Origin of the sequence: Vibrio sp. 10N.247.310.98 (assembly GCF_041467395.1) — a bacterium.
Taxonomy (GTDB): Bacteria; Pseudomonadota; Gammaproteobacteria; order Enterobacterales; family Vibrionaceae; genus Vibrio; species Vibrio crassostreae_C.
Window position 1 is genome coordinate 1 of sequence record NZ_JBFSUL010000044.1, and the last position, 26,157, is coordinate 26,157.

Sequence of the window (26,157 nt, forward strand, 5' to 3'; positions counted from 1 at the left end):
CCACAACGGTATGCTAAGAACAAAAATGCCGTTCACTCTTAAGTGAACGGCATTAAACACAGAGGTTGGCCTTTAAATAGGAAGATTTTTTTAACGACTATCGAAACTGTTTAGCTTCTGGAAGATACTCAAAACCAGCAGACGCGAGCTTTGCGATCAATGCTGCTTTGTCGATCTCGTAGAAGTTGACCACTCGATCCAAATCACCACCGAAGTCGTCACGTAGCTTCATGTTGACGATACTCATCAACATTACAGGATCCATTTTTTCAAAATTAGCGAGGTTCATATTAGTCCTCGAAATCTGAGATCAGCAGGTTTGCAGCGGCAAAGGCTGCACGCTCACGCGCTTCTTTAGGAAGAGATTCATCTGCAGCAAGGTCATTCAATGTTTTTACCGCGCAGGTGATCGCTTTAGGGATATAGCCTTGGTCGCCACTGCCAATTTGAGAATACAGTTCACGCACCAAATCACAACAATCGTATACTTTCATTTTTATACCTAACCAAATGATAACTGATCTCAATATACACATAGAGATAAGCAAAAACAAAGTGGATCTGATTAAGTTCAGAGTTAGTTTGTCCTTGCTCAATATCTCACTTGGTTAGCTCGCTGCTTAGGCCGTTCTTTACGGCTTCGTTTGGTACTTGCCGATTAGCCAGAGACTTGTTGTTCAAGTTGATAGGTGACTTCATCAGCAAGATTGAGCTGTTTCGCGAGCTCTTTCAGGTACGCCTTTTCCATGAAATTCTGTTCGTCGGCCACAATCAAAGAGGCTAAGTAGATCTCACTCGCCTGTTGAGGTGACGTTGCCAGTTGAGCGATTTCGCTTGGGTCGAGTGGCTTATGCAGTTCTTCAGAGACCAATTTAGTCAGTTGATAATCAGCGCCCATATTCTCGACGGCTTGCTCTATCTTAGCCATCTCTTCTTCATCAACATGGCCATCAGCTTTAGACGCGGCAATCATCGATCGTAGAATCAGCACGCTGTGGTTTGCATCATTTTCATCAAACTGAGCCTGTTCGGCGTTAGGTGTCTGGCCTTGTTTGGACTGGTAGTCGTTGTAGACTTTATAAGCCAAAGCGCCCAGTGCTGCTGCGCCGCCAATCCCAGCCGCTTTCTTACCCATTTTCTTAGTCTTCTTAGAGCCCATTAACGCACCTAACAGTCCTCCGCCAACTGCGCCTGCACCGAAGGCTCCGAGTGTACTTTTACTGCTACTCTTGCTATTGCTGCCTTGAGAAAGGCCACTTAAACTTGAAGACCCTTGTGAAAGTTTCTGAGTACCTTGTTTTACGAGATCTGATTTAAGTGCTTGGTTCAGTAAGCTTTTGATATCCATCGATACCTCCAATGGTGAGCATGTCCAAAAAGTTGATGACACCAATATACGGATTTAAAGATGAACAGGGGATTAACTTACGTTATTTACTCTACTGATAAATAGAAGGGAGTTTGAAGCGAAATGACAGGCACAAAAAAGGCCACCTAACGGCAGCCTTTCAATGTTTATCTAGTCAGTAATCGGATTACTAAGCTAGTTGAGCCTTAAGGTGCTCGATAACCGTGTCCATTGCGATAGCTTCTTTATCACCAGTACGACGGTTTTTGTATTCGAAGTTACCTTCGTCCATGCTGCGATCGCCGATAACGATAGTGTGAGGGATACCCACAAGCTCGATATCTTTAAACATAACACCAGGGCGCTCTTTACGGTCATCGAATAAAACTTCGATACCCATAGCTGTTAATTCAGCGTATAGCTTCTCAGCTGCTTCTTTAACGCGCTCCGATTTGTGCATGTTCATTGGTACGATAGCAACTTGGAACGGCGCTAGTGCGTCTGGCCAAGTGATACCGAATTTATCGTGGTTTTGCTCGATAGCAGATGCAACAACACGTGAAACACCGATACCGTAACAACCCATTTCTAGGATTACGCTCTTACCATCAGGACCAAGCACGTTACAGTTCATTGCTTTAGAGTAAGTATTACCTAGTTGGAAGATGTGACCAACTTCGATACCACGCTTAAGTTGGATAGTACCTTGACCACATGGGCTAAGGTCGCCTTCAACAACGTTACGTAGGTCTTCAACTTGAGCAAGCTCAACGTCACGACCCCAGTTGATGCCGAAGTAGTGCTTACCATCTACGTTTGCGCCAGCGCCGAAGTCACTCATTACAGCAACAGAGCGGTCAACGATGAATGGTAGTTCTAGACCAACAGGGCCAAGTGAACCAGGACCTGCACCAACAAGTGCACGGATTTCTTCTTCAGAAGCCATCTCTAGTGGAGAAGCAACCTGTGGAAGGTTCTCTGCTTTCACTTCGTTCAGTTCGTGGTCACCACGGATGATTAGCGCGATGATATCAGCGTCTACTTCATCAGAAGCTTTAACGAATAGAGTCTTAACAGTCTTCTCGATTGCTAGACCGTGTTGCTCTACAAGTTCTGCGATTGTTTTTGCGTTTGGCGTATCAACCAGTTCCATCTCTTGAGTTGGCTCTGCCGCTTCAGTCGTTGGAGCTAGTGCTTCTGCTTTCTCGATGTTCGCTGCGTAATCAGATTCTGAAGAGAATGCGATTAGATCTTCGCCGCTTTCAGCAAGAACGTGGAATTCTTGAGAGCCGCTGCCACCGATTGCGCCAGAGTCTGCCAATACTGGACGGTACTCAAGGCCCATGCGGTCGAATGCTTTACAGTAAGCATCGTGCATCGCTTGGTAAGACTTTTCTAAGCCTTCTTTATCGATATCAAAGCTGTACGCATCCATCATAGAGAATTCACGTGCACGCATTACGCCAAAACGAGGGCGGCGCTCATCACGGAATTTAGTCTGGATTTGGTACAGGTTTAGAGGTAGCTGTTTGTAAGAGCTGATCTCGTTACGTACTAGGCTCGTCACTACTTCTTCAGCTGTTGGGCTAAGAACAAACGGACGAGAGTGACGGTCTGTGAAACGAAGTAGCTCAGGACCCATCTTTTCAGAACGGCCAGTCTCTTCCCAAAGCTCAAACGGTTGAACTACGGGCATCAAGATTTCAACGGCACCTGCATTATCGATCTCTTGGCGAACGATATTTTCGACTTTACGCAGTACACGTAGACCAGTAGGTAGCCAAGTATATAAACCTGAAGCTAGCTTACGGATCATACCTGCACGTAGCATCAGCTGGTGGCTGATAACTTCTGCGTCGTTTGGAGTCTCTTTCAGAGTAGAAAGAAGGTAGTTACTGGTACGCATTCTATGGTATCCGTTTCATCATTGATAAAAGAAAACTTGCTGTCGTTCGTGACCACAGCAAATCTGATATAGCCGCATATAATATCAGCCTATTTGGGATCTCAAAAGCGTTCAATGTCAGTTACATTGATGAAAAGCGTTTCAACTACGAATTTCACGTTAAGATCGAACAAATTTACCGCATATTCCTTACTGTCAGGTTTACCTTTCTTATAGGCAGGGCGAGGATCTTGGCCTAATACTTCTTTGATCACCTGAATGATATGGCGCGCCTGTGGATGGCTTGCGAGCTTACTTTGCGCTTGCTGCGAAAAGTTAACGTCGAGCACCTCTGGTTCGTCGGCGGCAAACCCTCCCAATGCATCCGGAATCGAATCTGAGTAGGGGATATAAGGCTTGATGTCGATGATCGGTGTACCGTCTACTAAGTCGACGCTGCCGAGATCCAACCAAGTCTGTCCTTTCTCTTGAGACACACCTTTTAGTTCAACCGCAGACATGCCAATTCCATTTGGTCTGAATGTGGCACGTGACGCGAATACACCAATACGTTCATTCCCGCCAAGGCGAGGTGGCCTCACAGTTGGTTTCCAGCCTGCTTCAAGGTTCTTGTCGAACAGAAATAGTAACCAAACATGGCTAAATTGCTCTATATCACGAACAGACTCAAGGCAGTTTGCTGCATCAACCAACCTGACTCTTGAGGTGGATGTGGGTACCAACCTGGGCTGCCTTGGCACAGCGAACTTCTCTTTATAAGGAGACTCAATAAAGCCAACAGGTTCAATGGTGTACATAGTTGGGTGTTCTCTGATTACGATTAAGACGGAAAAATATCATAAAATCGCTTGTTTTTCTTTTGATAATAATTATCATTTGCAATGTTATAACATATCAAATTAGTTATTTAGGGGAAATACAATGAAACCGAATATCCATCCAGATTACCGTCCCGTGGTTTTTCATGACACCAGTGTCGATGAGTACTTCTTAATCGGCTCAACGCTAAAAACAGACCGTACTATCGAATGGGAAGACGGCAATACTTATCCTTACTTCACGATTGAGGTGTCGTCAAAGTCGCATCCTTTCTATACGGGTAAACAACGAGTGCTACATAAAGAGGGACGTGTTGCGAACTTCACTCGACGTTTTGGTCAATTAGGTAAGGGAGCGAAATAGAATGAAAGTTGTGAAATCACTTAAAAGTGCGAAAAGTCGCCATCCTGATTGCCAGATAGTAAAGCGCAGAGGTCGTCATTATGTTATCTGCAAAACCAATCCGAGATTCAAAGCGGTTCAGAAATAGTCAGTCAAATTGATGTGACGCGAGTGTAAAAACGAGGGGAAAGTCAAACTTCATTCATTTGTCTGTTTTTCTTTTCCCTCGAGAAGAACCTGACAGAATATTGCGTATTAACTTAGAGTATGGCGTGTTTTATTTTCAAGTGAATCAATGGCTTATATTATCAGTTATATTTGTAGTGAATGTGTATTTGTGAATTATAAATCTAGATTTTGTATTTAATGTAGATTTATTTGCTAATTAATTGTTCAAATAGAGTTAAAAATCGTCGTTTGTTACACATTTTGTAACATTTTGAATTTCTAATTGATAATTTTGTCGCGTACCCTTCGCTGGCAATTTGAACATTTTTGTCACAATTGCATAGGAATCACTACAAGGAGGGAACTGATGAGTTCATCAGCTTCAATAAAAAACAACTCGCCAAAGAAACCTATTTTTACCCGTTTTCTCGATGGTGTTGAATATTTGGGGAACCTATTACCCCACCCGATCACTCTTTTCGCAATCTTCTGTGTCGCTATTCTAGTTACTTCAGGTATAGCTGGATATTTTGATGTGTCTGTTATGGACCCTCGTCCAGAAGGTGCTCCAGGTCGTGCTGCTGACGGCATGATCTACGTTGTAAGCTTACTTAATGCTGAAGGCTTACAGCTCATTGTTACTAATCTAGTGACAAACTTTGTTGGCTTTGCGCCACTTGGTACCGTGCTTGTTGCAATGCTAGGTGTAGCGATTGCTGAGCACTCAGGTTTATTATCTGCGGCGATGCGTGGCATGGTAATGGGCGCATCTAAGCGCATGGTTACGGTAACCGTAGTTTTCGCAGGTATTATCTCTAACACGGCTTCAGAGCTTGGCTATGTAGTACTTATCCCGCTTGCAGCAATGCTTTTCCACTCTTTGGGTCGTCACCCATTAGCAGGTCTAGCGGCAGCATTTGCTGGTGTATCTGGTGGTTACTCTGCAAACCTTCTAATCGGTACGGTTGACCCACTGCTTTCTGGTATCACAGAAACAGCAGCACAAATGATCGACCCGACTTACAGCGTTGGTCCTGAATCAAACTGGTACTTCATGTTTGTTTCTACTTTCTTCATCGCGATTACAGGTGCATTTGTAACTGAGAAGATTGTTGAACCAAAACTGGGTAAATACAATGACGAAGAAGCGTCTGAAGATTTATCAAATGATTCAATGGGCAAGCTAACAGATGTTGAGAAGAAAGGCCTTAAGCTTGCGGGTATCGCAGTGCTAGCGGTTTCAGCGCTTCTTGCTTGGACGATTGTTCCAGCTGATGGTGTTCTACGTTCAGCAGCAGGTACGGTTTCAGGTTCTCCATTCCTGAAAAGTATCGTAGCGTTCATCTTCGTATTCTTCGCAGTTCCTGGTTTTGTTTACGGTAAAGTTACCGGCACAATGAAAACAGACCGTGATGTAATCAATGCAATGTCTAAGTCTATGTCTTCAATGGGCATGTACATCGTACTTGTGTTCTTCGCTGCTCAGTTTGTTGCTTTCTTCAAGTGGACTAACTTCGGCCAAGTATTCGCAGTTGCTGGTGCGACTTTCCTACAAGATATCGGCCTAACGGGTCCAATGTTGTTCTTCGCATTCATCCTAATGTGTGGCTTCATTAACCTGATGATCGGTTCAGCTTCTGCTCAGTGGGCAGTAACAGCGCCAATCTTCGTTCCAATGCTAATGCTAGTAGGTTACGCGCCTGAAACGATTCAAGCGGCTTACCGTATCGGTGATTCAACAACCAACATCATTACGCCAATGATGAGCTACTTTGGTCTTATCCTTGCTGTAGCGACGCGTTACATGAAGAACCTAGGTATCGGTACTCTGATTGCAACTATGCTTCCATACTCTATCGTATTCTTGGTTGGTTGGAGCTTAATGTTCTACGTTTGGGTATTCGTATTTGGTCTACCAGTAGGCCCAGGTGCTGCAACGTACTACACGCCTTAGTTGTAGAGTAGGGGAAACCTTCTTCTAATTGATATTAAAAAAACCTGCATTGTTTGCAGGTTTTTTGATTTTTTATGGAGAGATAGAACTAGGTTAAGCTCGGATGAGCCAGCTAGCGTTTGGCTAGAATTCTATCTAAGTGGTTGGCAAACTCACGACGGTCGGTTTGAGAAAGGGTGCTTGGTCCGCCAGTTTGGATGCCGCTTGAGCGCATGGTATCCATAAAGTCACGAATGTTCAGACGCGCTTTGATGGTCTCTTTGGTGTAAAGCTCGCCACGAGAGCTGAGGGCTTGCCCACCTTTAGTGATCACTTCGTCAGCCAGAGGGATATCGGATGTAATCACAAGATCGCCGGGTTCAGTGCGCTTTACGATTTCATCATCAGCAATATCAAACCCGCTTGGCACTTGAATTGAGTGAATGTTATTGCGTTTAGGAACGGGAACCAGATGGTTTGCCACAAAGGTACATTCAACCCCTGTGCGCTCAGCTGCGCGTACGATTGTTTCTCGGATAACCTTTGGACAAGCGTCCGCATCAACCCATATCTTCATAGTGTTCTAATTTCTCTGTTAGCTTATTTATCGGTCAACTTATTGCTCAGTTGCCTTATTGATCAGTTAGTTTAGCTTCAAGCATGGCAACGCGAGCAGTGAGTTCAAGGATTTGCTTTTCCAGTTGGCTAACACGATCAAGTGCTGGCTCTTCTTGTGTCGCGACTTCAACTTTAGGAACACGATTTGCGCTTTTCCAGCTCTTGATGGTCGTGATTAAAGCGGGCATCGGAACTGATGTGCTCATACGAGCCTTAACTAAAGCAACTGTCGGCTCTTTCCCTTGCGCTTGCAGTCCTTCAAGCACTGATTTCAACTCTTCAGAAACATCTTTTGTCAGCATGTTGATCTCCATTTTTAGTCTTTAGTCATTTTACTCGCTCTGGTGAATGATAGCGAATCATAAAACCGCCCATGGCTTGTGAGAGATCTCTTACAAAGGTTGTGAGATAACACGAATACATCGCTAGAGAGATTGATGTACACATGGTTAAGTTGTTGAATTTTAATTGTTTTATATAATTAACAACTTTCTTGAATTCAAAATGTGATGCAAATCTATTGTCCGAAATCCTAAATCGCGTAAATTAAACCTTGTCGGAAGGATTCTGACACGGAACAGGAAAGCACCAAGGATTTGGTTATCTTCAGGATGAAGATTTGGTTACTTAGGATTGAGTGATCAAGCATGGAGCGTAAGGACATTGTAGGGATACAGTCAGTTAACAGGAAGTTAGCTGCAACGGAATGACAATGGACACCTTTAGGATTAAAGGGTTGGATTAGCATCAGGACGATGTAAAGGACACCGCTCACGGAACAAGTGATGTGCGCTAACTAGGATTGTTAGCTTTCAGGATGATTGGACACCGCTAGGACGGCGAAGTAAAGGAAAGAGCTGAAGGATTACAGCCACTATTATGGATGATGCATGGAGCATTAATTAGTAGCCGGACTGCTGCGAGTAAGACCCTAGCCCTGACACTTCGGTGTCGGGGCTTTTCTTTTCCTAAGGCTTTTTCTCTATCTAGGGGCTCTCTTTAATTCAGGAGCTTTTATCTAAGCACGCGACATCTGCTTTTCTGCTAATGGTCAACACAAGGAGTGTTTTATGACGATAGCAACCTCAAGAACGCTGTTGGTACCTTATACCGAGCAGTTAGAACATGACTTTATCAAGTTGAATTGCTGCCCCATCAATCGTGCTGAAATGAACGGGCCGCATTCTATTGCCTCTGCAAAACACCTATTTCAAGAAATACTGAACGACAACGTTGGTTTTTGCCGAGCCATTATCCACAACCAAACCCGCGAATACCTCGGGCATTTGTTTGTTTCGTCTGAAGAAGGGAAGCATGAACTGGGATTTATTCTGGACAAGGAGTTTTGGAATCAAGGCCTTGCTAGTGAAGTGCTAAAACCTTTCTTTAGTTTGGTTTGTTTTGAAGAACACCTAACGAATGTTGTCGCGACCGTTAATGTTGGTCATAACCCATCAATTAAGTTACTTGAAAAGTTAGGCTTTGCATTTAAAGAGACCAAACAAGATCAGTTTGGCCCTTATCATGAATATAGTTATACCGCGTATTGCGACGTTACATTCTATGAGGCTGTAGCTCAAACCGCATAGAACGGAAGCCCACCATGGTCAGTTTCCCTTGGTACAGGTCATCACCTAACGCTGAAAACTCAAATTGATACACGGTGTGCCAGCGCCAAATGGTGGTGAGCTCATGGCGCATCTTAAGTTTATGACCACTAAAGGCAACACTTAATAGCTGTAAGTCGAGCTCTTTACATTTTCTCGCAATGGCAGCTTTCGCAAGCTCGGATTGCCTGCGCTGTTGCCAAAACAGAAAGCAAAAGAAGCACAGCATCAAAATAGCCAATAAGTTATCTATCATTTAATCCATACTTCCTTTTATCTCTCTATTCCGTTCGTGATTTGAGCTTTTTGTTATGAGCTACTGAGCTGTTCTGTCTGGTATCTATTGCGACTTAGCCGCTTGTTGTAATTCTACAAGTGCATTGGCGAGTTCTGGTGATGGGTTCGAGTTCAACAATGGTAAAAATACCATTCTCAGTGTCGGAATCATCACTAAATCTGCAAATAACTGATTGAACAAGTTTTGGTTGCCCGTTTGTGCGAGACGCAGCAAGAACTGCTCAGCAATCGCAGGATCTTGCAGTGCGTGCCAGCTGCGACCAGCCAAACCAATCAATACTTCTTGGTGGCTTAAGCGCGGGCTAGCCAGAACTTGGTTAATTACGGCGTTGGTTGTGCTTTGCTCTGCGCCAGAAAGGGCACGTACCAGTGCTGACAGTAAGAACAGATCTGGCTCTTGACTGTTAATCTCATTCTCTGCCATTTCTTGTAAGCGTTGAGCGAGCTTGTCATTGATTTGCGTATGCTCAAGCGCCCCGAGAGTCGCGTATAGAGGTTCTGAAGGCAGCTTATTTAATGCTTTGCGAATCGCGACACCATTTTGTTGGCTGCCTAAACGAGCACACATATCAGTGATGCCTTGTAGGCCAACGGTTTTCCAGTTGTCCCAGCCTAGATCGCCTGTGAAGTAGTGTTGAGCGTGTTCGTAGTATTGGCTCGTTGCAAGGTCTAAACCTGCTCTTACTTGGCTATGGAACACGGCCATTTTGTCTTCTGAAGGCTTGAAGGTATATGGGTTGTTTGACAGCTTTTGTTGTTGCTCTTCGCTGATCTCACCGTTCAAACGTGTGCCCATCGCTTCGATAACAAACTTAAGGAAATTGCCGACATCACCTTGATGTAATAGGCCTCTTTCGTCCAGTTTGAATTTTAGGAACCAGATCCAAGGTTGCTTGTGTTCGTTCCAGTAACTAATCGCTAAGTGAGCTTGTTTCTGAAGTGGAAATGGGTACGGCTGTTTCCCTTGCTCAACATCAGAGAATAAGGTGTTGTCGATCTTCTGAATACGGCGACCTAGGTCGTAGATATCGTACTGGCAACCGCTATTCTTTAGTAACTGAGTGAGCGTGTGAATCGTTTCCATAGTAATAAAGCTCCTAACTTTCTTTCCTAAATAGATGGTACTCTATGCCCCAATTTCAAGGTCACTAGATAAATAACTTGGTGAAAAATGACAGCAGCCACAAAGTTACCTCTTTTACTTCAACAATTAGAAGAACAAATGCGCCAATGTTCGCTATGGAGCACGCTTCCGCCTTCGGATGAAGCTCTGGCGAGCGTTGAACCTTTCGGGATTGATTCGTTACAACCGGAAGAGTGGTTGCAGTGGATCTTTATCGTTAAGATCAACGCAATGATGGATGCCCAAATGAGCCTACCGAAAGGCTTTGCTATCCATCCTTATTTTGGTGAAGTGTGGAAAAATGAGGCAGACAAAGTCGAACTGCTAGTGACAATTCAGAGCATTGATGAGGTATGTGCGTAATGTTAGAGATCATTTATCAAGATGAGTACTTTGTCGCGGTGAATAAGCCCGCTGGCATGCTAGTGCATCGTTCATGGTTGGATAAACACGAAACGCAATTTGTTATGCAGACATTGCGCGATCAAATTGGTCAGCATGTATTTCCATTACACCGCTTAGACAGACCGACATCGGGTGTGTTGGTGTTTGCGTTGTCGAGTGAGGTTGCTTCACAGGTGATGCCAATGTTCGCTAATCATGAGATGCAAAAAACCTATCATGCGATTGTCCGTGGTTGGATAGAAGAGGGCGATACGCTCGATTATGCACTTAAGGTTGAGCTGGATAAGATCGCAGATAAGTTCGCGAAAGAAGACAAAGAAGCGCAAGAGGCAGTGACAGTCTATGAACCGCTAGCAAAAGTAGAAGTGCCATATTCAACAGGACGCTTTCCTACGAGCCGCTACTGCTTGGTTGAGATGATGCCAAAGACAGGTCGCAAACATCAGCTGCGTCGTCACATGGCTCATCTAAGACATCCGATTGTCGGTGATACTTCACATGGTGATGGTAAGCACAATCGACTGTTCCGTGATGATTTAGATTCGCATCGTTTGTTGTTGCACGCTTCTGAGCTTCGCTTTATCCATCCTTTCACAAAAGAAGAGTTGGTGATGAAGGCCAACCTTGATGAAACTTGGCTAAGGTTGTTTGAAACCTTTGAGTGGGATACTAACTTAATCGATGCTCAAACTTGCTTGTCTAAGTAAGTCTCGCGTGTTTAGGCAATCTCCAGTCTAAGTGAATAGAGAAAATAGAATAAAAAACAAAGGGCTGATAGTGATATCAGCCCTTTTTGTATCTGTATAACCTTAACGGCATAACTAATGTTGGTTAGTTAACAGTAATAGTTAGTCGCGGGATCATTTTAGCTTTTCTAGATCAGCTTCGATCTCAGCGATCTTGCTTGATACCACTTTCTCTAGATGGCGTAAGTCGGTAAGGATCTTCTGCTTCACATCCACCTCAGCCGTTGGCGTCGGTTTGGTGATTTTGTTGAGTTCATCAATCACAAGAGTGAGGTTGCGGTTAATCTCTGTCACTTCTTTGTATTGATTATTGCCACCGCTAACAAGCACACTTTTTACTTGTCGTGGGTACTTAAATTTAACGCTTTTCGCGAATAGTTCCCCTTTCTGCTTACGAAAGTAAATCTTCAGGATATCTTTGTGCGCTTCTTGGCGAAGGGAGTAACGTTCAATCTGTTTAGGTTCGTGGATACCTAAGCCAGTGAGGTTTGGATACATAAGCGACCTCTAGGTTATGAATGTAATACTTTTATGTAATTGACTTGATCAATGTAGCAGCCTAACGACGAGCTAGATAGTTGATATCTGTGAATTGATTGTAAGTTGTGGGCAAGATCGCTCTCTATCTTTGCCCACACTTATTTGGTTATTAAACCTGTTTTTAGACTGAATTCGCTTTCTAAGGTGCGAGTTCAGAAACGTGCTCGGTTAATCGTTCTCTTAGTGCCTGTTCTTGTTCTTCAGACAGCCTTCCTCCCGCTTCACTGGTCAGAATAAACAGATCCTCTGCTCGCTCACCTATGGTGGTGATTTTGGCACCGTGCAAGTTGATGTCTAGCTCCGCAAAGGTTGCACCGACTTGAGCCAATAACCCCGGCGTATCAAGAGCTCTTAACTCCATCAAGGTACGTTTCTTGCTCTTGGTTGGTAGGAACTCAACTAAGGTTTTGACCTTAAAGTGTTGCAAGTTACGTGGCGTGCGACGCGTCTTAATCTTAGTCGGGCGGCCATCAGTCAATACATGAGTCAGATGTTTAGCAACGGCTTTGTGTCTTGCTTCATCAATCGCTTCGCCGTGCTGGTCTAGTACGATAAAGGTATCCAAAACATGACCATCTTTGCTAACCATGACCTGCGCGTCATGAACGTTAAAGTTACGTCTGTCGAGTTCGGCAACCACGGTCGCAAACAGTGCTGCTTGGTCTTTACAATAAACGAACACTTCTGTGCCACCGCGCGTCGCTTTCTTACTGATCAGCACTAACGGTTGGCTTGGGTCTTCTAGGCGAAGTAAGTGCTCACAGTGCCAAGCGATTTGTTTATGTGTGTGACGCAAGAAATAATCGGCCTTAAAGCGTTGCCACAACACTTCAATCTCACGAGCGGTGAAGCCTTCTTTACGCAGCAGTGCTGATGCCATTTGTTGGTTGTGACGAATACGGTCTCTGACATCGACAGGGTTTTCCAAGCCGCGGCGCAGTGCTCGCTGCGTTGAGTGGAACAGCTCAGCTAACAGGGTTCGTTTCCAACTGTTCCATAGCTCAGGGTTAGTCGCACAGATATCGGCAACGGTTAAACAAACCAGTAGCTCGAGTGATTCTTCATCACGCACTTTTTTGGCGAATTCGGTGATCACATCTGGGTCGTAGATATCACGACGTTGAGCCGTTACTGACATCAATAGGTGATTTTGTACCAACCACGCGACTTGTTTGGCTTCAGGCTTCGATAGCCCGTGTTCAATACAGAAAGAGTAAGCCTCAACCGCACCTATCTCAGAGTGGTCTCCGCCGCGGCCTTTGCCGATGTCATGGAAGATAGCGGCAAGGATCAGCAACTCTTTCTTCTGTACTCGAGGATAGACTTCACAGCAGATAGGGTGCTTATCGTGGTTTTCGATTTGACCAAAGCGGTTGATGTGCTTGAGCAGGCGGATACTGTGCTCATCCACGGTGTAAACATGGAATAGGTCAAACTGCATCTGACCAACGATCTGGCTCCACTGCGGTAAGTACGCAGAGAGCACGCCCAATTTGTGCATTAAGCTAAAGGCTTTGTGCAGGGCATTAGGGTGGCGAACTAGATCCATGAACTTGTCACGAGCTTCAGGAATGGTATGCAGGAATCGGTTCAATCGACGGCGTGCCGTACGCAGTTGTCGCAATGTTGGTGGACTTACCCCTTCGATAGTCGAGTCATTGGCGATATGGATGAACATATCGAGAATGGTTTCTGGTCTTGCTTGGAATAGGGCAGGCTTGCGCGCTTCGATCAACGAACCTCGACGTTGGAAATCACTATCGAGAATTTCAGCGTCTTGGGTTTGACCGCCATTGATGATCGCTTGATCGAACAGCTTAAGCAGCATCTTATTCAGTTCAGCAACACGACGAAGGGTTCGGTAGAACTCTTTCATCATCATCTCAACACCACGGTTTCCTTCACCCGTATAACCCAGATGTTCAGCGACTTGAGCTTGATGCGCGAACGTTAAACGGTTGTCGTAACGGCGCAGTTCAATATGCAATGCAAAGCGAACACGCCATAAAAAATCTTGGCACTCAACGAGCTCACGATATTCAGCATCGGTCAGAAAGCCGTATTTGCTCATCTCTAACAAAGAGGTCGCGCCGAAGTGGCGACGCGCAACCCAGCTCAGGGTATGGATGTCTCTGAGCCCTCCCGGAGTCGATTTGATGTCCGGTTCTAAATTATAGGTGGTGTCGTGGTAGCGAGCATGACGCTCTCTCTGTTCTTGAATCTTGGCTTTGTAAAACGTCTCACTTGGCCAAAATGAATCGGAATGAATCTTCAGTTTTAGTTCTTGGAAAGTGTCTTCACTACCACATAACAATCGCGACTCTTGTAGGTTGGTCGCGACGGTTAAATCATCGGTGCCGATATCGAGACACTCAGTAATAGTTCGCACAGCATGGCCAACTTCGAGCTTTAAATCCCAAAGTAGAGTAATGAATTGACTGACCTTTTCACCAAGAGCTGGTGGTAGTGTTTTTTGCGAGACAATGAGAATATCAATGTCAGACAAAGGATGCAGTTCGCCACGACCATAACCACCCACTGCGACAAGTGAAATATGAGGCAGTTTGTTGAATCCGAAATTTTCCCACAAACGATTGAGAAGTAAATCCATGTATTCGGAGCGCAGTAGAACCAAATCGGTGACGGGATGGTGGTTCAGAAATTCATTTTTTTGATACTGCGTGAAGATCTCGAGCTGATTTTTTAATTCGCAGATTTCAATTTGTTCGTCATTGAACGTAAGAGGGCATTGATAAGGCATAGTCTGCTATCCGTGCAAGCAAATGAGAATAGTAAACAATTTAACAGAAGCTGATGGAAAATCGAAATTGAGTGGATAAAAAATATCCTCGACAATGCGAGGATATTTTTAAAAGGCTGATGCGCTCAGTTCGGTGAACTAAGCGTTCTTCATGATACGTGGGATTGTATCATCGCTGCGCAGTGTTAGTACTTCACAACCAGTATCAGTTACAACCAGAGTGTGCTCCCATTGAGCCGAGTTCTTGCTGTCTGCTGTGTATACTGTCCAGCTATCTTCGTCATCAAGACGACAGCCAAACTTACCCGCGTTGATCATTGGCTCGATAGTGAAGCACATGCCTGCTTTTAGCACGGTGCGATCGCTGTTCTTGTAGTGAACTACTTGTGGATCTTCGTGGAATTCAGAACCAATGCCGTGACCACAGTAATCTTTAACAATAGAGAACTTAGCGCGTGGGTTGTTCTTGTTGTTTGTTTTGATGTACTTCTCGATAGCAGTACCGATTTGACCAAGTTGAACACCTGGCTTAACTTGGCGCATGCCTTCGTAAAGTGCTTCTTGAGCAACCATACACAGACGCTTGTTTGCAGGTGAAACCTCACCCACTAGGAACATCTTAGAGGTGTCACCGTGGTAGCCTTGAGGGCGAGTACTAAGATCGGCATTTGCGTCATCAGGGATGATAACTGTGATATCAACGTTCAGAATGTCGCCATCTTTGAGTACCGCAGGTTTGAATTGACCTGTGCTACCCGTCTCGTCTTGTGACGCGGGAATGCCGTGACACACAATATGATTGATAGACGTACAGATAGACTTAGGGAAACCGTGGTAATCGAGTGGCGCAGAGTATGCACCTCTTTCTAGAGCGTACTCATGACAAAGCGTATTGAGCTCTTCCGTCGTGGTACCCACTTGGATGTGAGGTTCGATCATCTCAATAATGTCAGCGGCCAGCTTGCCGGCGACGCGCATTTTTTCAATTTCTTCAGCAGTTTTAATTTTTACAGCCATTGCATATCTCTTAATTTGGTAGCACCTAAGTGTGCATATTGGGGCTATTCTATCAGTGCAGCAATTTAGCGCAACATTACCATGTCCGTACAATACTGGAGGATACTGTTAACGTGATTAAATAATGTTCGGGTAACAGATGCAGAACCTGCTTGATATAGACACTATTTTATAGAGAAAATTTACCTTTAGAGATCAGTATAGCAGTCGCCATTTTTAGAATTTTTTCTAGCCATAGATAGACAAAATATGGTATAAAGCGCGCCGGACATCAGGACTGTTTTCTCCAATTGGCGAAACAAGCTTTATGTCCACTAACTTATTTCTTTAAATCACACACATTCCGACACATGTTCCGGGGTGCCTCAACAACACAGATAACGGCTGAAAAGTGGTTAGTTGTTAGGGGTCGGATTCATGGGGGATGTGGAGGCCTAACCCCATAGAGGATTTTAAAATGGCAACTGTATCAATGCGCGATATGCTTAAAGCTGGTGTTCACTTCGGTCACCAAACTCGTTACTGGAACCCAAAAATGAAGCCATTCATCTTTGGTGCTCGTAACAAAGTACATATCATCAACCTAGAAAAAACTGTACCAATGTTCAACGAAGCTCTAGCAGAAATCGCTAAAGTTGGTGAGAAGAAAGGTAAAGTTCTTTTCGTTGGTACTAAGCGCGCTGCATCTGAAGCTGTTAAAGAAGCTGCTGTAAACAGCAACCAGTTCTACGTTAACAACCGCTGGTTAGGCGGTATGCTAACGAACTACAAAACTGTTCGTCAGTCTATCAAGCGTCTGAAAGAACTTGAAGCGCAAGCTCAAGACGGTACTTTCGACAAGCTAACTAAGAAAGAAGCTCTAATGCGCACTCGTGAAATGGAGAAGCTAGAGAAGTCTCTTGGTGGTATCAAGAACATGGGCGGCCTACCAGACGCTCTATTCGTAATCGATGCTGATCACGAACACATCGCAGTTAAAGAAGCAAACAACCTAGGTATCCCAGTTTACGCTGTAGTTGATACTAACTCTAACCCAGACGGCGTTGACTTCGTTATCCCAGGTAACGACGATGCAATCCGTGCAGTACAGCTTTACCTAAACGCTGCTGCAGACGCGGTTAAAGAAGGTCGTAACAAAGACGTTGCTGCTGTAGCTGCTGAAAAAGATGGTTTTGTAGAAGCTGAATAATAGCGGCTCTGAATCACGCTTGGCTTAGCTAATATAGATTTTGAAATCTTTATTAAATGTAAGCTAAGTTATAGTTAGATCGGGGGCCTCATTTTGGCCCCTGATTTTTACCTTATTTTCGAATCAACCGAGGAATAGAGAATGGCAACTGTAACTGCTGCTCTAGTTAAAGAACTTCGCGAGCGCACTGGCGCTGGCATGATGGAATGTAAGAAAGCGCTTGTAGAAGCAAACGCTGACATCGAACTAGCAATTGAAAACATGCGTAAATCTGGCGCAGCGAAAGCAGCTAAGAAAGCTGGTAACGTTGCTGCTGAAGGCGCAATCATCATCAAAGAAGAGAACGGTGTAGCTGTTCTTCTTGAAGTTAACTGCCAAACTGACTTCGTAGCAAAAGATGCTAGCTTCACTGCGTTTGCAGAAGAAGTTGCAGCTGCAGCAGTAGCTTCTAAAGCTTCTGTAGAAGAGCTACAAGCACAGTTCGAAGAAACTCGCGTTGCTCTAGTTGCTAAAATCGGCGAAAACATCAACATCCGTCGCGTAGCTTACGTTGAAGGTGCTGCACTAGCTTCTTACCGTCACGGTGAGAAAATCGGTGTTGTTGTAGCTGGTGAAGGCGAAGCTGAAACTCTTAAGCACGTTGCTATGCACGTTGCTGCTTCTCGTCCTGAGTTTGTTAACCCAGAAGACGTACCAGCAGACGTAGTTGCTAAAGAGAAAGAAGTTCAAGTTGAAATCGCTATGAACGAAGGCAAGCCTCAAGAGATCGCTGAGAAAATGGTTATCGGCCGTATGAAGAAATTCACGGGCGAAATCTCTCTAACTGGTCAAGCTTTCATCATGGAACCTAAGAAAACTGTTGGCGAAATCCTTAAAGAAAAAGGCGCTGCAGTATCTAACTTCGTACGTCTAGAAGTTGGTGAAGGTATCGAGAAAGCTGCTGAAATGAGCTTCGCTGACGAAGTTGCAGCGGTACAAAAAGGTTAATCCTTAGCGTATTGTTTGAAAAAAGACCGTGGCAAATGCTGCGGTCTTTTTATGAATAGTGAACTATTTTTGAAGGCAACGTTAGTGGTTATGAATGCAAACTGACTTACTCAGTTTTTATCCATGACTGTTAATCATCAACTCTTTGGAAGGTAAACTCCATGACTACGAACCCTAAACCAGTGTATCAACGTATTCTGTTAAAACTTAGCGGTGAAGCGCTACAAGGCGAAGAAGGTTTTGGTATTGACCCAACGATCCTTGATCGTATGGCTCAAGAAGTAAAAGAATTGGTTGAACTAGGCGTTCAAGTTGGTGTTGTTATCGGTGGCGGTAACTTGTTCCGTGGTGCTGGTCTTGCTGAAGCTGGCATGAACCGCGTTGTTGGTGACCACATGGGTATGCTTGCAACGGTAATGAACGGCCTTGCAATGCGTGACGCTCTTCACCGTGCTTACGTAAACGCACGTGTAATGTCTGCAATCCCTCTTAAAGGTGTGTGTGACGACTACAACTGGGCAGATGCAATCAGCCAACTACGTCAAGGTCGCGTTGTGATCTTCTCTGCTGGTACGGGTAACCCATTCTTCACTACGGATTCTGCTGCATGTCTACGTGGTATCGAAATCGAAGCTGACGTAGTTCTAAAAGCGACAAAAGTAGATGGTGTATTTACTTCTGACCCTGTAGCAAACCCAGACGCAGAGTTGTATGATACGTTGTCTTACAACACGGTTCTTGATAAAGAACTTAAAGTAATGGACTTGGCTGCATTTACGCTAGCACGTGATCACAAAATGCCAATCCGTGTATTTAACATGAATAAACCAGGCGCACTACGTCGCGTGGTTATGGGTGAAACTGAAGGTACATTAATCAGCGACGCTGACTAATTTTTCGGGCTTACTGAGGTGTTGTACCTTGGCAAGCTTATCCTTATCACTCCAAATAAAAAGCTTTCTTGAAGAAAGAACATAATCAAGGTGAAATTGTGATTAACGAAATCAAAAAAGACGCTCAAGAGCGCATGGTAAAAAGTGTTGATGCACTAAAAAACAGCCTGCAAAAGATTCGTACAGGCCGTGCGCACCCGAGCCTACTTTCTGGTCTTACTGTTGAGTACTACGGTGCTCCAACGCCTTTGACTCAAGTAGCTAACGTTATCGCTGAAGATGCACGTACACTAGCTATTACAGTGTTTGATAAAACGCTGACTCCTCTAGTTGAAAAAGCAATCCTGACATCTGACCTAGGCCTAAACCCTATGTCTGCGGGTACAGTTATCCGTGTTCCACTTCCACCGCTAACGGAAGAGCGTCGTAAAGACCTAGTTAAAATCGTTCGTGGCGAAGCTGAAGGTGGCCGTGTTGCTATCCGTAACATCCGTCGTGACGCGAATGGCGATCTAAAAGCACTTCTTAAAGATAAAGAAATCTCTGAAGATGAAGATCGTAAAGCACAAGACGAAATTCAAAAGCTAACTGACGCTGCGGTTAAGAACGTAGACGAAGTTCTAGCTGTTAAAGAAAAAGAGTTGATGGAAGTTTAATTTTCCATATTCTTTTCTTTCCGGAAAAACGCTGTACTCACGGTGCAGCGTTTTTTTATGCTACTCTGTTCGACTATTAGAATTTGATTCACTCTTTTATGCATAATTCTCAAGCGTTCACAGACTCTCTTCCTAAACACATTGCTATCATTATGGATGGTAATGGTCGCTGGGCAAAAGCTCAGGGCAAGCCTCGCGTCTTTGGCCATAAAAACGGTGTTCAAGCCGTTCGTAAAACTATCTCTTCTGCAGCCAGACTTGGCATTAAAGCCGTTACTCTTTTTGCATTTAGTAGCGAAAACTGGCGTCGTCCTGAAGAAGAAGTCGGTATCTTGATGGAACTGTTTATTTCAGTGCTGTCGAGTGAAGTTAAAAAGCTTCATAAAAATAATCTACAACTTCGTGTTATTGGTGATAAAAGTCGTTTCAATGATCGACTACAAAAGAAGATAGAAGAAGCGGAAGCTTTGACTAGCACCAATACGGGTATGGTTATTAATATTGCAGCTAACTACGGCGGTAAGTGGGATATTCAGCAAGCAATGACCTCTATTGCTCAACAGGTAAAGTCTGGTGATATTAATGTAGATGACATTGATGAAGCTATGATTACACAGCACCTGACAATGGCAGATATTCCTGAAGTCGATCTACTTATCCGTACCAGTGGCGAATGCCGCATTAGTAATTTTATGCTTTGGCAGTTGGCTTACGCCGAAATGTATTTCACTGAACAATTCTGGCCAGACTTTAATGAAGACAGCTTAGTAGAAGCTGTGACTTGGTTTGTTAACCGTGAGCGTCGTTTTGGATGCACCGGTGAGCAAATTAAAGCTCTGATGGACAGTTAATAAGGATTTTTTGGTTTGAAACAACGAATTATTACGGCGTTGATTTTAGCTCCCCTAGTTATTCTAGGTATTTTCGAGTTATCACTTCCTACATTTATTCTTTCACTAGCGGTAATCTCGCTATTGGGTTTTTGGGAGTGGACTCAGTTTGTTGAAAGCAAATCACGTTATGTAGCGTTGATTCCAACGGTTGTGGTAAGTGCTGCAAGTTTTGCTTTTATCCCTTTTGATGCATTTAGCCTTAATAACTTGTCTACTGCTCACTACGCCATTCTAACGATTGGCTCGATTTGGTGGGTAATCGCGAGTGGCATGGCGGTGACTTATCCTAAGTCTATGCCTGCATGGAAAGCCTCTTCTCTTCTTCGTCACGCCTTTGGTGTGCTGACTCTGCTGCCATTCTTCTGGAGTGTGGTTATCCTGCGTGCTAACGGTATCGATGCTGATCCTTACCACGGTGCTAAACTGGTGATGTTTGTTTGCTTGCTTGTTTGGGCTGCAGATAGCGGCGCATACTTTTCAGGAAAGAGTTTTGGTAAGCGTAAAATGGCACCAGCGGTAAGCCCTAATAAGACGATTGAAGGTCTTATCGGTGGCATTATTACTGCGGTGATCGTGGCTTGGATCTTTGCTGACTTGTTTGACATCCAATTCACAAGCCCACTTCACATGATTGTTATTACCCTTGTGACCGTTGTTATTTCTGTTCTAGGTGACCTTGTTGAAAGCATGTTTAAGCGTGTTTCTGGGGTGAAAGACAGCAGTAATCTGATTCCTGGTCATGGTGGTATACTAGATAGAATAGATAGCTTAACGGCTGCATTCCCTGTCTTTGCTCTGCTTTATTTAGCATTCTAATAAAAAAGGGCAGTGATTCTGCCCTTTATTACATTTCTACGGTCATATGTGATGCGAAATCTAACTATCCTTGGCGCTACCGGCTCAATTGGTGCAAGTACACTAAAAGTCGTTGAGCAAAACCCAGATCTCTATTCAGTGGTTGCACTGGCTGCAGGCTCGAATGTTGAAAAGATGCTGGCGTTAGTTGAAAAGTGGCAACCAAGCTATGTTGCTATGGCTTGCTCTGATGCAGCGTCTCAACTGACTGAAGTGTTGTCCGTGAGTTACCCTAACGTAAAAGTACTTTCAGGCACTGAAGGCATGTGTCAGGTTGCTTCTCTAGAGGAAGTGGACACGGTAATGGCCGCGATTGTTGGTGCCGCTGGTTTACTTCCTACTATGTCTGCGGTTAAAGCGGGCAAGCGTATCTTGCTTGCAAACAAAGAAGCTTTGGTGATGTCTGGGCAGTTGTTTATCGACGCCGTGGAAAAATACGGTGCAGAGCTGCTTCCTGTCGATAGCGAGCATAATGCTATTTTCCAATGCCTTCCGCAGAACGTACAAACTAACCTAGGCCGCTGTAACCTTGAAGAAAACGGCATTAACCATATTCTTCTGACTGGTTCTGGTGGTCCTTTCCGTTATACCGATGTGGCTGAACTCGAATCAGTGACTCCTGAACGCGCAATTGCACACCCTAACTGGTCTATGGGGCCTAAGATCTCTGTCGATTCTGCGACTATGATGAATAAAGGGCTAGAGTACATTGAAGCGAAATGGCTATTTAATGCTTCTCAGGAGCAGTTAAAGGTCATCATTCACCCGCAGTCTGTGATTCACTCGATGGTTCAGTACAAGGATGGCTCTGTGCTTGCTCAAATGGGCGAACCAGATATGGCAACGCCAATCGCTTTGACGATGTCTTACCCTAATCGTACCGAGGCGGGTGTTAAGCCTTTAGACTTTACTAAAGTGGGTGAGCTTACCTTCTTAGAACCAGATTTCAGTCGTTACCCGTGTTTGAGGTTAGCGATTGAAGCGTGCTACTTAGGTCAGCATGCGACAACAGCCATTAATGCAGCAAACGAGATCGCGGTCGATGCTTTCTTGAACAATCAGGTGAAGTTTACCGATATTGCTGTCATTAACGAACACGTTATGAGCAAAGTATGTGAACAACATAACTCTGAGGGTTTAGATAGCTTGGAAAGCCTTCTCGAGCTCGATAATATGTCTCGTCAAATAGCCATTCAATTTATTAAAGAGCAGCTAGCATGAGTGGAATTCTGTGGAACTTCGCATCTTTTATCGTAGCGCTTGGCATTCTGGTTGCTGTTCATGAGTTTGGACACTTCTGGGTCGCTCGTCGTTGTGGTGTGAAAGTTGAAAAATTCTCGATTGGTTTTGGTAAATCAATCTGGAGTAAAGTGGGCCGTGATGGTACTGAATACAGCTTGTCAGTGATTCCACTGGGCGGCTACGTTAAGATGCTCGATGGTCGTGTTGACGATCTTTCTGAAGATCAACAGCAATACGCTTTCGACAAGAAGCCGCTTTGGAAACGAACGGCGATTGTGGGTGCAGGCCCTGCATTCAACTTTATCTTTGCGGTGTTCGCGTATTGGTTAGTATTTTTGATTGGCGTACCCGCGGTTAAGCCCGTGATTGGTGAAGTCACTCCACAATCTATTGCTGCACAAGCCGGAATTGAAACTGGAATGGAACTTAAATCTATTTCAGGAATCAAAACCGCAGATTGGGAATCAGTCAATATGGGGTTGATATCGCACATTGGTGATCAATCCATGACAGTGACGGTTGCTTCTCAAGACGACATCGGCTTTGAGCAACAAATGACATTGGATATTTCAGACTGGTCGTTCAACCCAGAAACTGAATCTGCAATGACAACGCTGGGCTTTAGACCGTATTCTCCAGAGATATCGACCGTACTGGCTCAAATCATTGATGATGGCGCTGCATACGATGCAGGTCTTGAAGCTGGCGATAAAATTGTTGAGATTAACGGGCAACCTATTGAACAGTGGCAGTCGGTTGTTGAGTTAATTCGTGCTAATCCAATGACATCATTGGACTTGGTCGTATTGCGAAATGGTGCCGAGCAGTCATTGGTTATGACACCAAAAAGTCGAGAGCTTTCTGATGGTTCGACAATCGGCTATGCAGGTATTGCTCCGGAAGTCGCAGAATGGCCAGAAGATTATCGCTTTGAGTTACAATTTGGTGTAATTGAGTCTGTAGGAAAAGCATTTGATAAAACAGGTCAAATCATTGGATTGACACTGACAATGCTTAAGAAGCTCATCGTTGGTGATGTTGGCTTAAACAACTTGAGTGGCCCTATTTCAATCGCTAAAGGTGCAGGTACAACCGCCGATTATGGTCTGGTTTACTTCTTGGGCTTTTTGGCTCTGATTAGTGTTAACTTAGGGATTATTAATTTGGTTCCGCTGCCTATGCTTGATGGCGGACATTTGCTGTTTTTCGCTATTGAGGCCGTTACTCGTAAACCGGTACCTGAGAAAGTTCAGGAAATGGGATACAGAGTGGGAGGGGCAATCCTCTTCTCATTGATGGCTCTGGCAATATTTAACGATTTTACTCGTCTGTGAATGGTTTCTCACAGGCATTGGTAGTAGCAAGGAATAATTAGAATAAGTATGGCGATTAAGCAAATTCTGTTCGCAAGTCTATTGGCCACTAGTGTGGCTGCGAACGGAGCACAAAACTTTGTAGTTCAAGATATCAAGATCGAAGGTTTACAGCGTGTTGCACTTGGTGCAGCTCTACTGAAAATGCCAGTACGTATTGGCGATGAAGTGGATGAAAGCGATGTGTCTGAGATCATTCGTGCATTGTATGCTTCGGGCAACTTTGAGGACGTTAAAGTACTTCGTGATGAAGGTGTATTGATTGTTCAAGTTCAAGAACGACCGACCATCGCAAGCATCTCATTCTCTGGTAATAAAGCGATTAAAGAAGAACAGCTTCAGCAGAACCTAGATGCGTCTGGTGTTCGTGAAGGTGAAGCCCTTGACCGTACTACGCTGAGTAACATTGAAAAAGGCCTTGAAGATTTTTACTACAGTGTTGGTAAGTACAACGCGACAGTAAAAGCGGTTGTGACACCTCTGCCACGTAACCGTTCTGACCTTAAGTTTGTGTTTACTGAGGGCGTATCCGCTAAGATTCAGCAAATCAACTTTATCGGTAATGAAGTCTTCTCTGACTCTGAACTGCTTAGTCGTTTCAATCTGAATGTTGATGTTGCATGGTGGAATTTCCTTGCGGATGAAAAATACCAAAAGCAAGTATTAGCCGGTGATATCGAAGCGCTGAAATCTTACTACCTTGACCGTGGTTACCTTAAGTTTAAGGTTGACTCTACGCAGGTGGCGATCTCTCCAGACAAAAAAGGTGTTTACATCACGCTTGGCCTCGATGAAGGCGAAGCCTACACCGTTAAAGATGTCTCTTTCCGTGGTGAATTAATCGGTCGTGAGGCTGACTTCGAAGCGTTAGTGCCATTCGAAGACGGCGATACGTACAACGGTTCTTCGGTAACGTCTTTGGAAGAGAACGTAAAACGAATTCTTGGTGAATCTGGCTACGCGTACCCACAAGTTCGCACGATTCCTGAATTTGACGATGAGACCAAAGAAGTGTCGTTGGTTATCAATGTAGAAGCGGGCAGCCGTATCTATGTTCGTGATATTCGATTCACGGGTAACAACTCAACGAAAGACGAAGTACTGCGTCGTGAAATGCGTCAAATGGAAGGCAGCTGGCTTAACTCTAAGTCCATTGATACCGGTAAGAGCCGTCTTAACCGTTTAGGTTTCTTTGAAACGGTTGATGTACAAACAGTGCGTGTTCCTGGCAGTGAAGACCAAGTTGATTTGGTTTACAACGTTAAGGAAGCGAACTCAGGCAGTATCAACTTTGGTGTCGGCTACGGTACTGAATCTGGTGTGAGTTTCCAAGTTGGCCTGCAACAAGACAACTTTGCGGGCTCTGGTAACCGTGTTGGCGTAAGTGCCATGATGAACGATTACCAAAAAAACGTGAGCTTAGACTACCGTGACCCATACTGGAACCTGGATGGTGTGAGCTTAGGCGGTAAGATCTTCTACAACGAATTTGAAGCCTCTGAAGCGGGCATCGTCGACTATACCAACCAAAGTTATGGTACGAGCTTAACCTGGGGTTTCCCTATGGATGAGCTGAACCGCATTGAGTTCGGTGTTGGCTATACGCACAACAAGATCGGTAACGTACCGACTTATATCCAGGTTGAACAGTTTGCGAGAAGTATCGACCAATACGGTGATGAGCACATCTTAACTGATGACTTCGATATCAATATTTCATGGACGCGTAACAATTTGAACCGTGGTTTCTTCCCAACTGAGGGTAACCACCAACGTGCTTTCGCTAAAATGACGGTACCAGGCTCTGATGCTCAGTACTTCAAAATGCAGTACGATGTAAAACATTACATCCCGCTGACCAAAAAGCATGAGTTCACACTATTGATGCGCGGCCGATTAGGCTATGGTAATGGTTATGGTCAAACAGATGGTAACGATAACTTGTTCCCATTCTACGAGAACTACTACGCAGGTGGTTTTACAACCCTACGTGGTTTTGGCTCTAACTCAGCTGGCCCGAAAGCCGTTTACGGCAGCAGCACAGGTAATAACCCAACCTATGATACCGCTACTGATGATTCAGTGGGTGGTAACGCGGTTGCCTTAGCAAGCTTAGAGTTAATTGTACCAACGCCGTTTGCTTCTGATGAAGCGCGCAGCCAAATTCGTACCAGTGTCTTCTTCGATATGGCAAGTGTATGGGATACCGAGTTCGTAGACCGTGGCGCACCTAACAGTGGCGGCCAGTACTACTACGATTACTCTGATCCAACAAATTACCGTTCATCTTATGGTGCAGCCCTTCAATGGATGTCACCGATGGGCCCACTGGTTTTCTCTCTAGCGAAACCAATTAAAGTTTACGAAGGTGATGATGAGGAATTCTTCACATTCACCATTGGTAGAACTTTCTAATATTTAAAGGACAATATTTTGAAA

27 protein-coding genes are annotated in these 26,157 nt (G+C 44.5%); 15 read left to right on the forward strand and 12 right to left on the reverse strand.

Features of this window, described 5'->3' with window-relative positions; translation table 11 throughout:
• Nucleotides 1-97: 97 nt before the first annotated feature.
• The 5 genes from AB6E78_RS16145 to tsaA all read right to left on the reverse strand — a co-directional run bounded on the left by AB6E78_RS16145 (nt 98) and on the right by tsaA (nt 4,051).
• Nucleotides 98-289 carry a DUF4250 domain-containing protein gene (locus AB6E78_RS16145; protein WP_004738555.1) on the reverse strand — a complete coding sequence of 64 codons (192 nt, stop codon included), beginning with the start codon at nt 287-289 and terminating at the stop codon, nt 98-100.
• A 1-nt stretch (nt 290) separates the two neighbouring features.
• Nucleotides 291-494 carry a YaeP family protein gene (locus AB6E78_RS16150; protein WP_008222923.1) on the reverse strand — a complete coding sequence of 68 codons (204 nt, stop codon included), beginning with the start codon at nt 492-494 and terminating at the stop codon, nt 291-293.
• A gap of 164 nt (nt 495-658) precedes the next feature.
• The gene (locus AB6E78_RS16155; RefSeq protein WP_017060754.1) at nt 659-1,348 is read right to left on the reverse strand and encodes a tellurite resistance TerB family protein; all 690 of its coding nucleotides are present in this window, start codon (nt 1,346-1,348) and stop codon (nt 659-661) included.
• A gap of 190 nt (nt 1,349-1,538) precedes the next feature.
• Nucleotides 1,539-3,254, reverse strand: coding sequence for a proline--tRNA ligase (locus AB6E78_RS16160; protein ID WP_372133949.1), 1,716 nt, complete (start codon nt 3,252-3,254; stop codon nt 1,539-1,541).
• 101 nt (nt 3,255-3,355) lie between these two features.
• A complete protein-coding gene (tsaA, locus tag AB6E78_RS16165; protein WP_050711737.1) occupies nt 3,356-4,051 on the reverse strand; it encodes a tRNA (N6-threonylcarbamoyladenosine(37)-N6)-methyltransferase TrmO in 696 nt (231 codons plus the stop codon).
• A gap of 124 nt (nt 4,052-4,175) precedes the next feature.
• Here tsaA and AB6E78_RS16170 point away from each other — a divergent pair, with 124 nt between their 5' ends.
• From AB6E78_RS16170 to AB6E78_RS16180, 3 genes are all read left to right on the forward strand, one after another.
• Entirely contained in the window at nt 4,176-4,436 is a 261-nt protein-coding gene (locus AB6E78_RS16170) for a type B 50S ribosomal protein L31 (protein ID WP_009847432.1), read from the forward strand.
• A 1-nt stretch (nt 4,437) separates the two neighbouring features.
• A complete protein-coding gene (ykgO, locus tag AB6E78_RS16175) occupies nt 4,438-4,563 on the forward strand; it encodes a type B 50S ribosomal protein L36 (protein ID WP_004734365.1) in 126 nt (41 codons plus the stop codon).
• Between the two features lie 387 nt (nt 4,564-4,950).
• Complete coding sequence (locus tag AB6E78_RS16180; RefSeq protein WP_048606691.1) at nt 4,951-6,537, forward strand: AbgT family transporter; 1,587 nt, start codon at nt 4,951-4,953, stop codon at nt 6,535-6,537.
• A 112-nt stretch (nt 6,538-6,649) separates the two neighbouring features.
• Here AB6E78_RS16180 and AB6E78_RS16185 read toward each other — a convergent pair whose 3' ends face one another.
• Both AB6E78_RS16185 and AB6E78_RS16190 read right to left on the reverse strand, forming a co-directional pair.
• Nucleotides 6,650-7,093, reverse strand: coding sequence for a YaiI/YqxD family protein (locus tag AB6E78_RS16185; RefSeq protein ID WP_017056293.1), 444 nt, complete (start codon nt 7,091-7,093; stop codon nt 6,650-6,652).
• 55 nt (nt 7,094-7,148) lie between these two features.
• On the reverse strand, nt 7,149-7,436 hold the full coding sequence (locus AB6E78_RS16190) for a hypothetical protein (RefSeq protein WP_017069390.1): 288 nt from the start codon (nt 7,434-7,436) through the stop codon (nt 7,149-7,151).
• A 768-nt stretch (nt 7,437-8,204) separates the two neighbouring features.
• Here AB6E78_RS16190 and AB6E78_RS16195 point away from each other — a divergent pair.
• Nucleotides 8,205-8,723, forward strand: a complete 519-nt coding sequence (locus AB6E78_RS16195; protein WP_017060749.1) for a GNAT family N-acetyltransferase — start codon at nt 8,205-8,207, stop codon at nt 8,721-8,723.
• On the opposite strand, the gene AB6E78_RS16200 is transcribed toward AB6E78_RS16195, so the two are convergent.
• Together AB6E78_RS16200 and AB6E78_RS16205 are read right to left on the reverse strand one after the other, a co-directional pair.
• Nucleotides 8,689-8,997 carry a DUF3301 domain-containing protein gene (locus AB6E78_RS16200; RefSeq protein WP_017060748.1) on the reverse strand — a complete coding sequence of 103 codons (309 nt, stop codon included), beginning with the start codon at nt 8,995-8,997 and terminating at the stop codon, nt 8,689-8,691. The genes AB6E78_RS16195 and AB6E78_RS16200 overlap by 35 nt on opposite strands.
• Nucleotides 8,998-9,081: 84 nt before the next feature.
• Nucleotides 9,082-10,122: a DUF3549 family protein gene (locus AB6E78_RS16205; RefSeq protein ID WP_017060747.1), complete on the reverse strand. Its 1,041-nt coding sequence runs from the start codon at nt 10,120-10,122 to the stop codon at nt 9,082-9,084.
• A gap of 87 nt (nt 10,123-10,209) precedes the next feature.
• Between AB6E78_RS16205 and AB6E78_RS16210 the strand changes: the two genes are divergently transcribed.
• Both AB6E78_RS16210 and truC read left to right on the forward strand, forming a co-directional pair.
• Nucleotides 10,210-10,524, forward strand: coding sequence for a YqcC family protein (locus AB6E78_RS16210; RefSeq protein ID WP_017063358.1), 315 nt, complete (start codon nt 10,210-10,212; stop codon nt 10,522-10,524).
• A complete protein-coding gene (gene truC / locus AB6E78_RS16215) occupies nt 10,524-11,273 on the forward strand; it encodes a tRNA pseudouridine(65) synthase TruC (RefSeq protein ID WP_017060745.1) in 750 nt (249 codons plus the stop codon). Before AB6E78_RS16210 ends, truC begins: the two co-directional genes overlap by 1 nt.
• Before the next feature lie 153 nt (nt 11,274-11,426).
• On the opposite strand, the gene AB6E78_RS16220 is transcribed toward truC, so the two are convergent.
• The 3 genes from AB6E78_RS16220 to map all read right to left on the reverse strand — a co-directional run bounded on the left by AB6E78_RS16220 (nt 11,427) and on the right by map (nt 15,630).
• Complete coding sequence (locus AB6E78_RS16220; protein ID WP_004734354.1) at nt 11,427-11,810, reverse strand: DUF3461 family protein; 384 nt, start codon at nt 11,808-11,810, stop codon at nt 11,427-11,429.
• A 181-nt stretch (nt 11,811-11,991) separates the two neighbouring features.
• Nucleotides 11,992-14,613 (reverse strand): bifunctional uridylyltransferase/uridylyl-removing protein GlnD, encoded by a 2,622-nt coding sequence (gene glnD, locus AB6E78_RS16225; protein WP_017060744.1) that lies wholly within the window; start codon nt 14,611-14,613, stop codon nt 11,992-11,994.
• Between the two features lie 138 nt (nt 14,614-14,751).
• Nucleotides 14,752-15,630, reverse strand: a complete 879-nt coding sequence (gene map / locus AB6E78_RS16230) for a type I methionyl aminopeptidase (protein ID WP_017060743.1) — start codon at nt 15,628-15,630, stop codon at nt 14,752-14,754.
• Nucleotides 15,631-16,087: 457 nt separating this feature from the next.
• Between map and rpsB the strand changes: the two genes are divergently transcribed.
• The 9 genes from rpsB (at nt 16,088) to bamA (ending at nt 26,133) form a co-directional block, all read left to right on the forward strand.
• Nucleotides 16,088-16,819, forward strand: coding sequence for a 30S ribosomal protein S2 (gene rpsB / locus AB6E78_RS16235; protein WP_032546326.1), 732 nt, complete (start codon nt 16,088-16,090; stop codon nt 16,817-16,819).
• A 141-nt stretch (nt 16,820-16,960) separates the two neighbouring features.
• Nucleotides 16,961-17,806, forward strand: coding sequence for a translation elongation factor Ts (tsf, locus tag AB6E78_RS16240; protein ID WP_017063361.1), 846 nt, complete (start codon nt 16,961-16,963; stop codon nt 17,804-17,806).
• A gap of 161 nt (nt 17,807-17,967) precedes the next feature.
• Nucleotides 17,968-18,699 (forward strand): UMP kinase, encoded by a 732-nt coding sequence (pyrH, locus tag AB6E78_RS16245; RefSeq protein ID WP_017060742.1) that lies wholly within the window; start codon nt 17,968-17,970, stop codon nt 18,697-18,699.
• A gap of 98 nt (nt 18,700-18,797) precedes the next feature.
• Nucleotides 18,798-19,355: a ribosome recycling factor gene (gene frr / locus AB6E78_RS16250; RefSeq protein ID WP_017060741.1), complete on the forward strand. Its 558-nt coding sequence runs from the start codon at nt 18,798-18,800 to the stop codon at nt 19,353-19,355.
• A gap of 98 nt (nt 19,356-19,453) precedes the next feature.
• A complete protein-coding gene (locus tag AB6E78_RS16255) occupies nt 19,454-20,206 on the forward strand; it encodes an isoprenyl transferase (RefSeq protein ID WP_017063364.1) in 753 nt (250 codons plus the stop codon).
• A 15-nt stretch (nt 20,207-20,221) separates the two neighbouring features.
• A complete protein-coding gene (locus AB6E78_RS16260; protein WP_371720846.1) occupies nt 20,222-21,064 on the forward strand; it encodes a phosphatidate cytidylyltransferase in 843 nt (280 codons plus the stop codon).
• Nucleotides 21,065-21,115: 51 nt separating this feature from the next.
• Nucleotides 21,116-22,324: a 1-deoxy-D-xylulose-5-phosphate reductoisomerase gene (gene ispC / locus AB6E78_RS16265; RefSeq protein ID WP_017060737.1), complete on the forward strand. Its 1,209-nt coding sequence runs from the start codon at nt 21,116-21,118 to the stop codon at nt 22,322-22,324.
• Entirely contained in the window at nt 22,321-23,679 is a 1,359-nt protein-coding gene (gene rseP, locus AB6E78_RS16270; protein WP_017060736.1) for a sigma E protease regulator RseP, read from the forward strand. The genes ispC and rseP overlap by 4 nt, the downstream gene beginning before the upstream one ends.
• A 48-nt stretch (nt 23,680-23,727) precedes the next feature.
• Nucleotides 23,728-26,133, forward strand: coding sequence for an outer membrane protein assembly factor BamA (gene bamA / locus AB6E78_RS16275; protein WP_017069384.1), 2,406 nt, complete (start codon nt 23,728-23,730; stop codon nt 26,131-26,133).
• Nucleotides 26,134-26,157 lie beyond the last annotated feature (24 nt).

What these genes read in the sequence shown, in the direction of transcription:
- AB6E78_RS16145 (WP_004738555.1), bottom strand. Translation starts at nt 289, where the DNA reads ATGAACCTCGCTAATTTTGAAAAAATGGATCCTGTAATGTTGATGAGT.
- AB6E78_RS16150 (WP_008222923.1), bottom strand. Translation starts at nt 494, where the DNA reads ATGAAAGTATACGATTGTTGTGATTTGGTGCGTGAACTGTATTCTCAA.
- AB6E78_RS16155 (WP_017060754.1), bottom strand. Translation starts at nt 1,348, where the DNA reads ATGGATATCAAAAGCTTACTGAACCAAGCACTTAAATCAGATCTCGTA.
- AB6E78_RS16160 (WP_372133949.1), bottom strand. Translation starts at nt 3,254, where the DNA reads ATGCGTACCAGTAACTACCTTCTTTCTACTCTGAAAGAGACTCCAAAC.
- tsaA (WP_050711737.1), bottom strand. Translation starts at nt 4,051, where the DNA reads ATGTACACCATTGAACCTGTTGGCTTTATTGAGTCTCCTTATAAAGAG.
- AB6E78_RS16170 (WP_009847432.1), top strand. Translation starts at nt 4,176, where the DNA reads ATGAAACCGAATATCCATCCAGATTACCGTCCCGTGGTTTTTCATGAC.
- ykgO (WP_004734365.1), top strand. Translation starts at nt 4,438, where the DNA reads ATGAAAGTTGTGAAATCACTTAAAAGTGCGAAAAGTCGCCATCCTGAT.
- AB6E78_RS16180 (WP_048606691.1), top strand. Translation starts at nt 4,951, where the DNA reads ATGAGTTCATCAGCTTCAATAAAAAACAACTCGCCAAAGAAACCTATT.
- AB6E78_RS16185 (WP_017056293.1), bottom strand. Translation starts at nt 7,093, where the DNA reads ATGAAGATATGGGTTGATGCGGACGCTTGTCCAAAGGTTATCCGAGAA.
- AB6E78_RS16190 (WP_017069390.1), bottom strand. Translation starts at nt 7,436, where the DNA reads ATGCTGACAAAAGATGTTTCTGAAGAGTTGAAATCAGTGCTTGAAGGA.
- AB6E78_RS16195 (WP_017060749.1), top strand. Translation starts at nt 8,205, where the DNA reads ATGACGATAGCAACCTCAAGAACGCTGTTGGTACCTTATACCGAGCAG.
- AB6E78_RS16200 (WP_017060748.1), bottom strand. Translation starts at nt 8,997, where the DNA reads ATGATAGATAACTTATTGGCTATTTTGATGCTGTGCTTCTTTTGCTTT.
- AB6E78_RS16205 (WP_017060747.1), bottom strand. Translation starts at nt 10,122, where the DNA reads ATGGAAACGATTCACACGCTCACTCAGTTACTAAAGAATAGCGGTTGC.
- AB6E78_RS16210 (WP_017063358.1), top strand. Translation starts at nt 10,210, where the DNA reads ATGACAGCAGCCACAAAGTTACCTCTTTTACTTCAACAATTAGAAGAA.
- truC (WP_017060745.1), top strand. Translation starts at nt 10,524, where the DNA reads ATGTTAGAGATCATTTATCAAGATGAGTACTTTGTCGCGGTGAATAAG.
- AB6E78_RS16220 (WP_004734354.1), bottom strand. Translation starts at nt 11,810, where the DNA reads ATGTATCCAAACCTCACTGGCTTAGGTATCCACGAACCTAAACAGATT.
- glnD (WP_017060744.1), bottom strand. Translation starts at nt 14,613, where the DNA reads ATGCCTTATCAATGCCCTCTTACGTTCAATGACGAACAAATTGAAATC.
- map (WP_017060743.1), bottom strand. Translation starts at nt 15,630, where the DNA reads ATGGCTGTAAAAATTAAAACTGCTGAAGAAATTGAAAAAATGCGCGTC.
- rpsB (WP_032546326.1), top strand. Translation starts at nt 16,088, where the DNA reads ATGGCAACTGTATCAATGCGCGATATGCTTAAAGCTGGTGTTCACTTC.
- tsf (WP_017063361.1), top strand. Translation starts at nt 16,961, where the DNA reads ATGGCAACTGTAACTGCTGCTCTAGTTAAAGAACTTCGCGAGCGCACT.
- pyrH (WP_017060742.1), top strand. Translation starts at nt 17,968, where the DNA reads ATGACTACGAACCCTAAACCAGTGTATCAACGTATTCTGTTAAAACTT.
- AB6E78_RS16255 (WP_017063364.1), top strand. Translation starts at nt 19,454, where the DNA reads ATGCATAATTCTCAAGCGTTCACAGACTCTCTTCCTAAACACATTGCT.
- ispC (WP_017060737.1), top strand. Translation starts at nt 21,116, where the DNA reads ATGCGAAATCTAACTATCCTTGGCGCTACCGGCTCAATTGGTGCAAGT.
- rseP (WP_017060736.1), top strand. Translation starts at nt 22,321, where the DNA reads ATGAGTGGAATTCTGTGGAACTTCGCATCTTTTATCGTAGCGCTTGGC.
- bamA (WP_017069384.1), top strand. Translation starts at nt 23,728, where the DNA reads ATGGCGATTAAGCAAATTCTGTTCGCAAGTCTATTGGCCACTAGTGTG.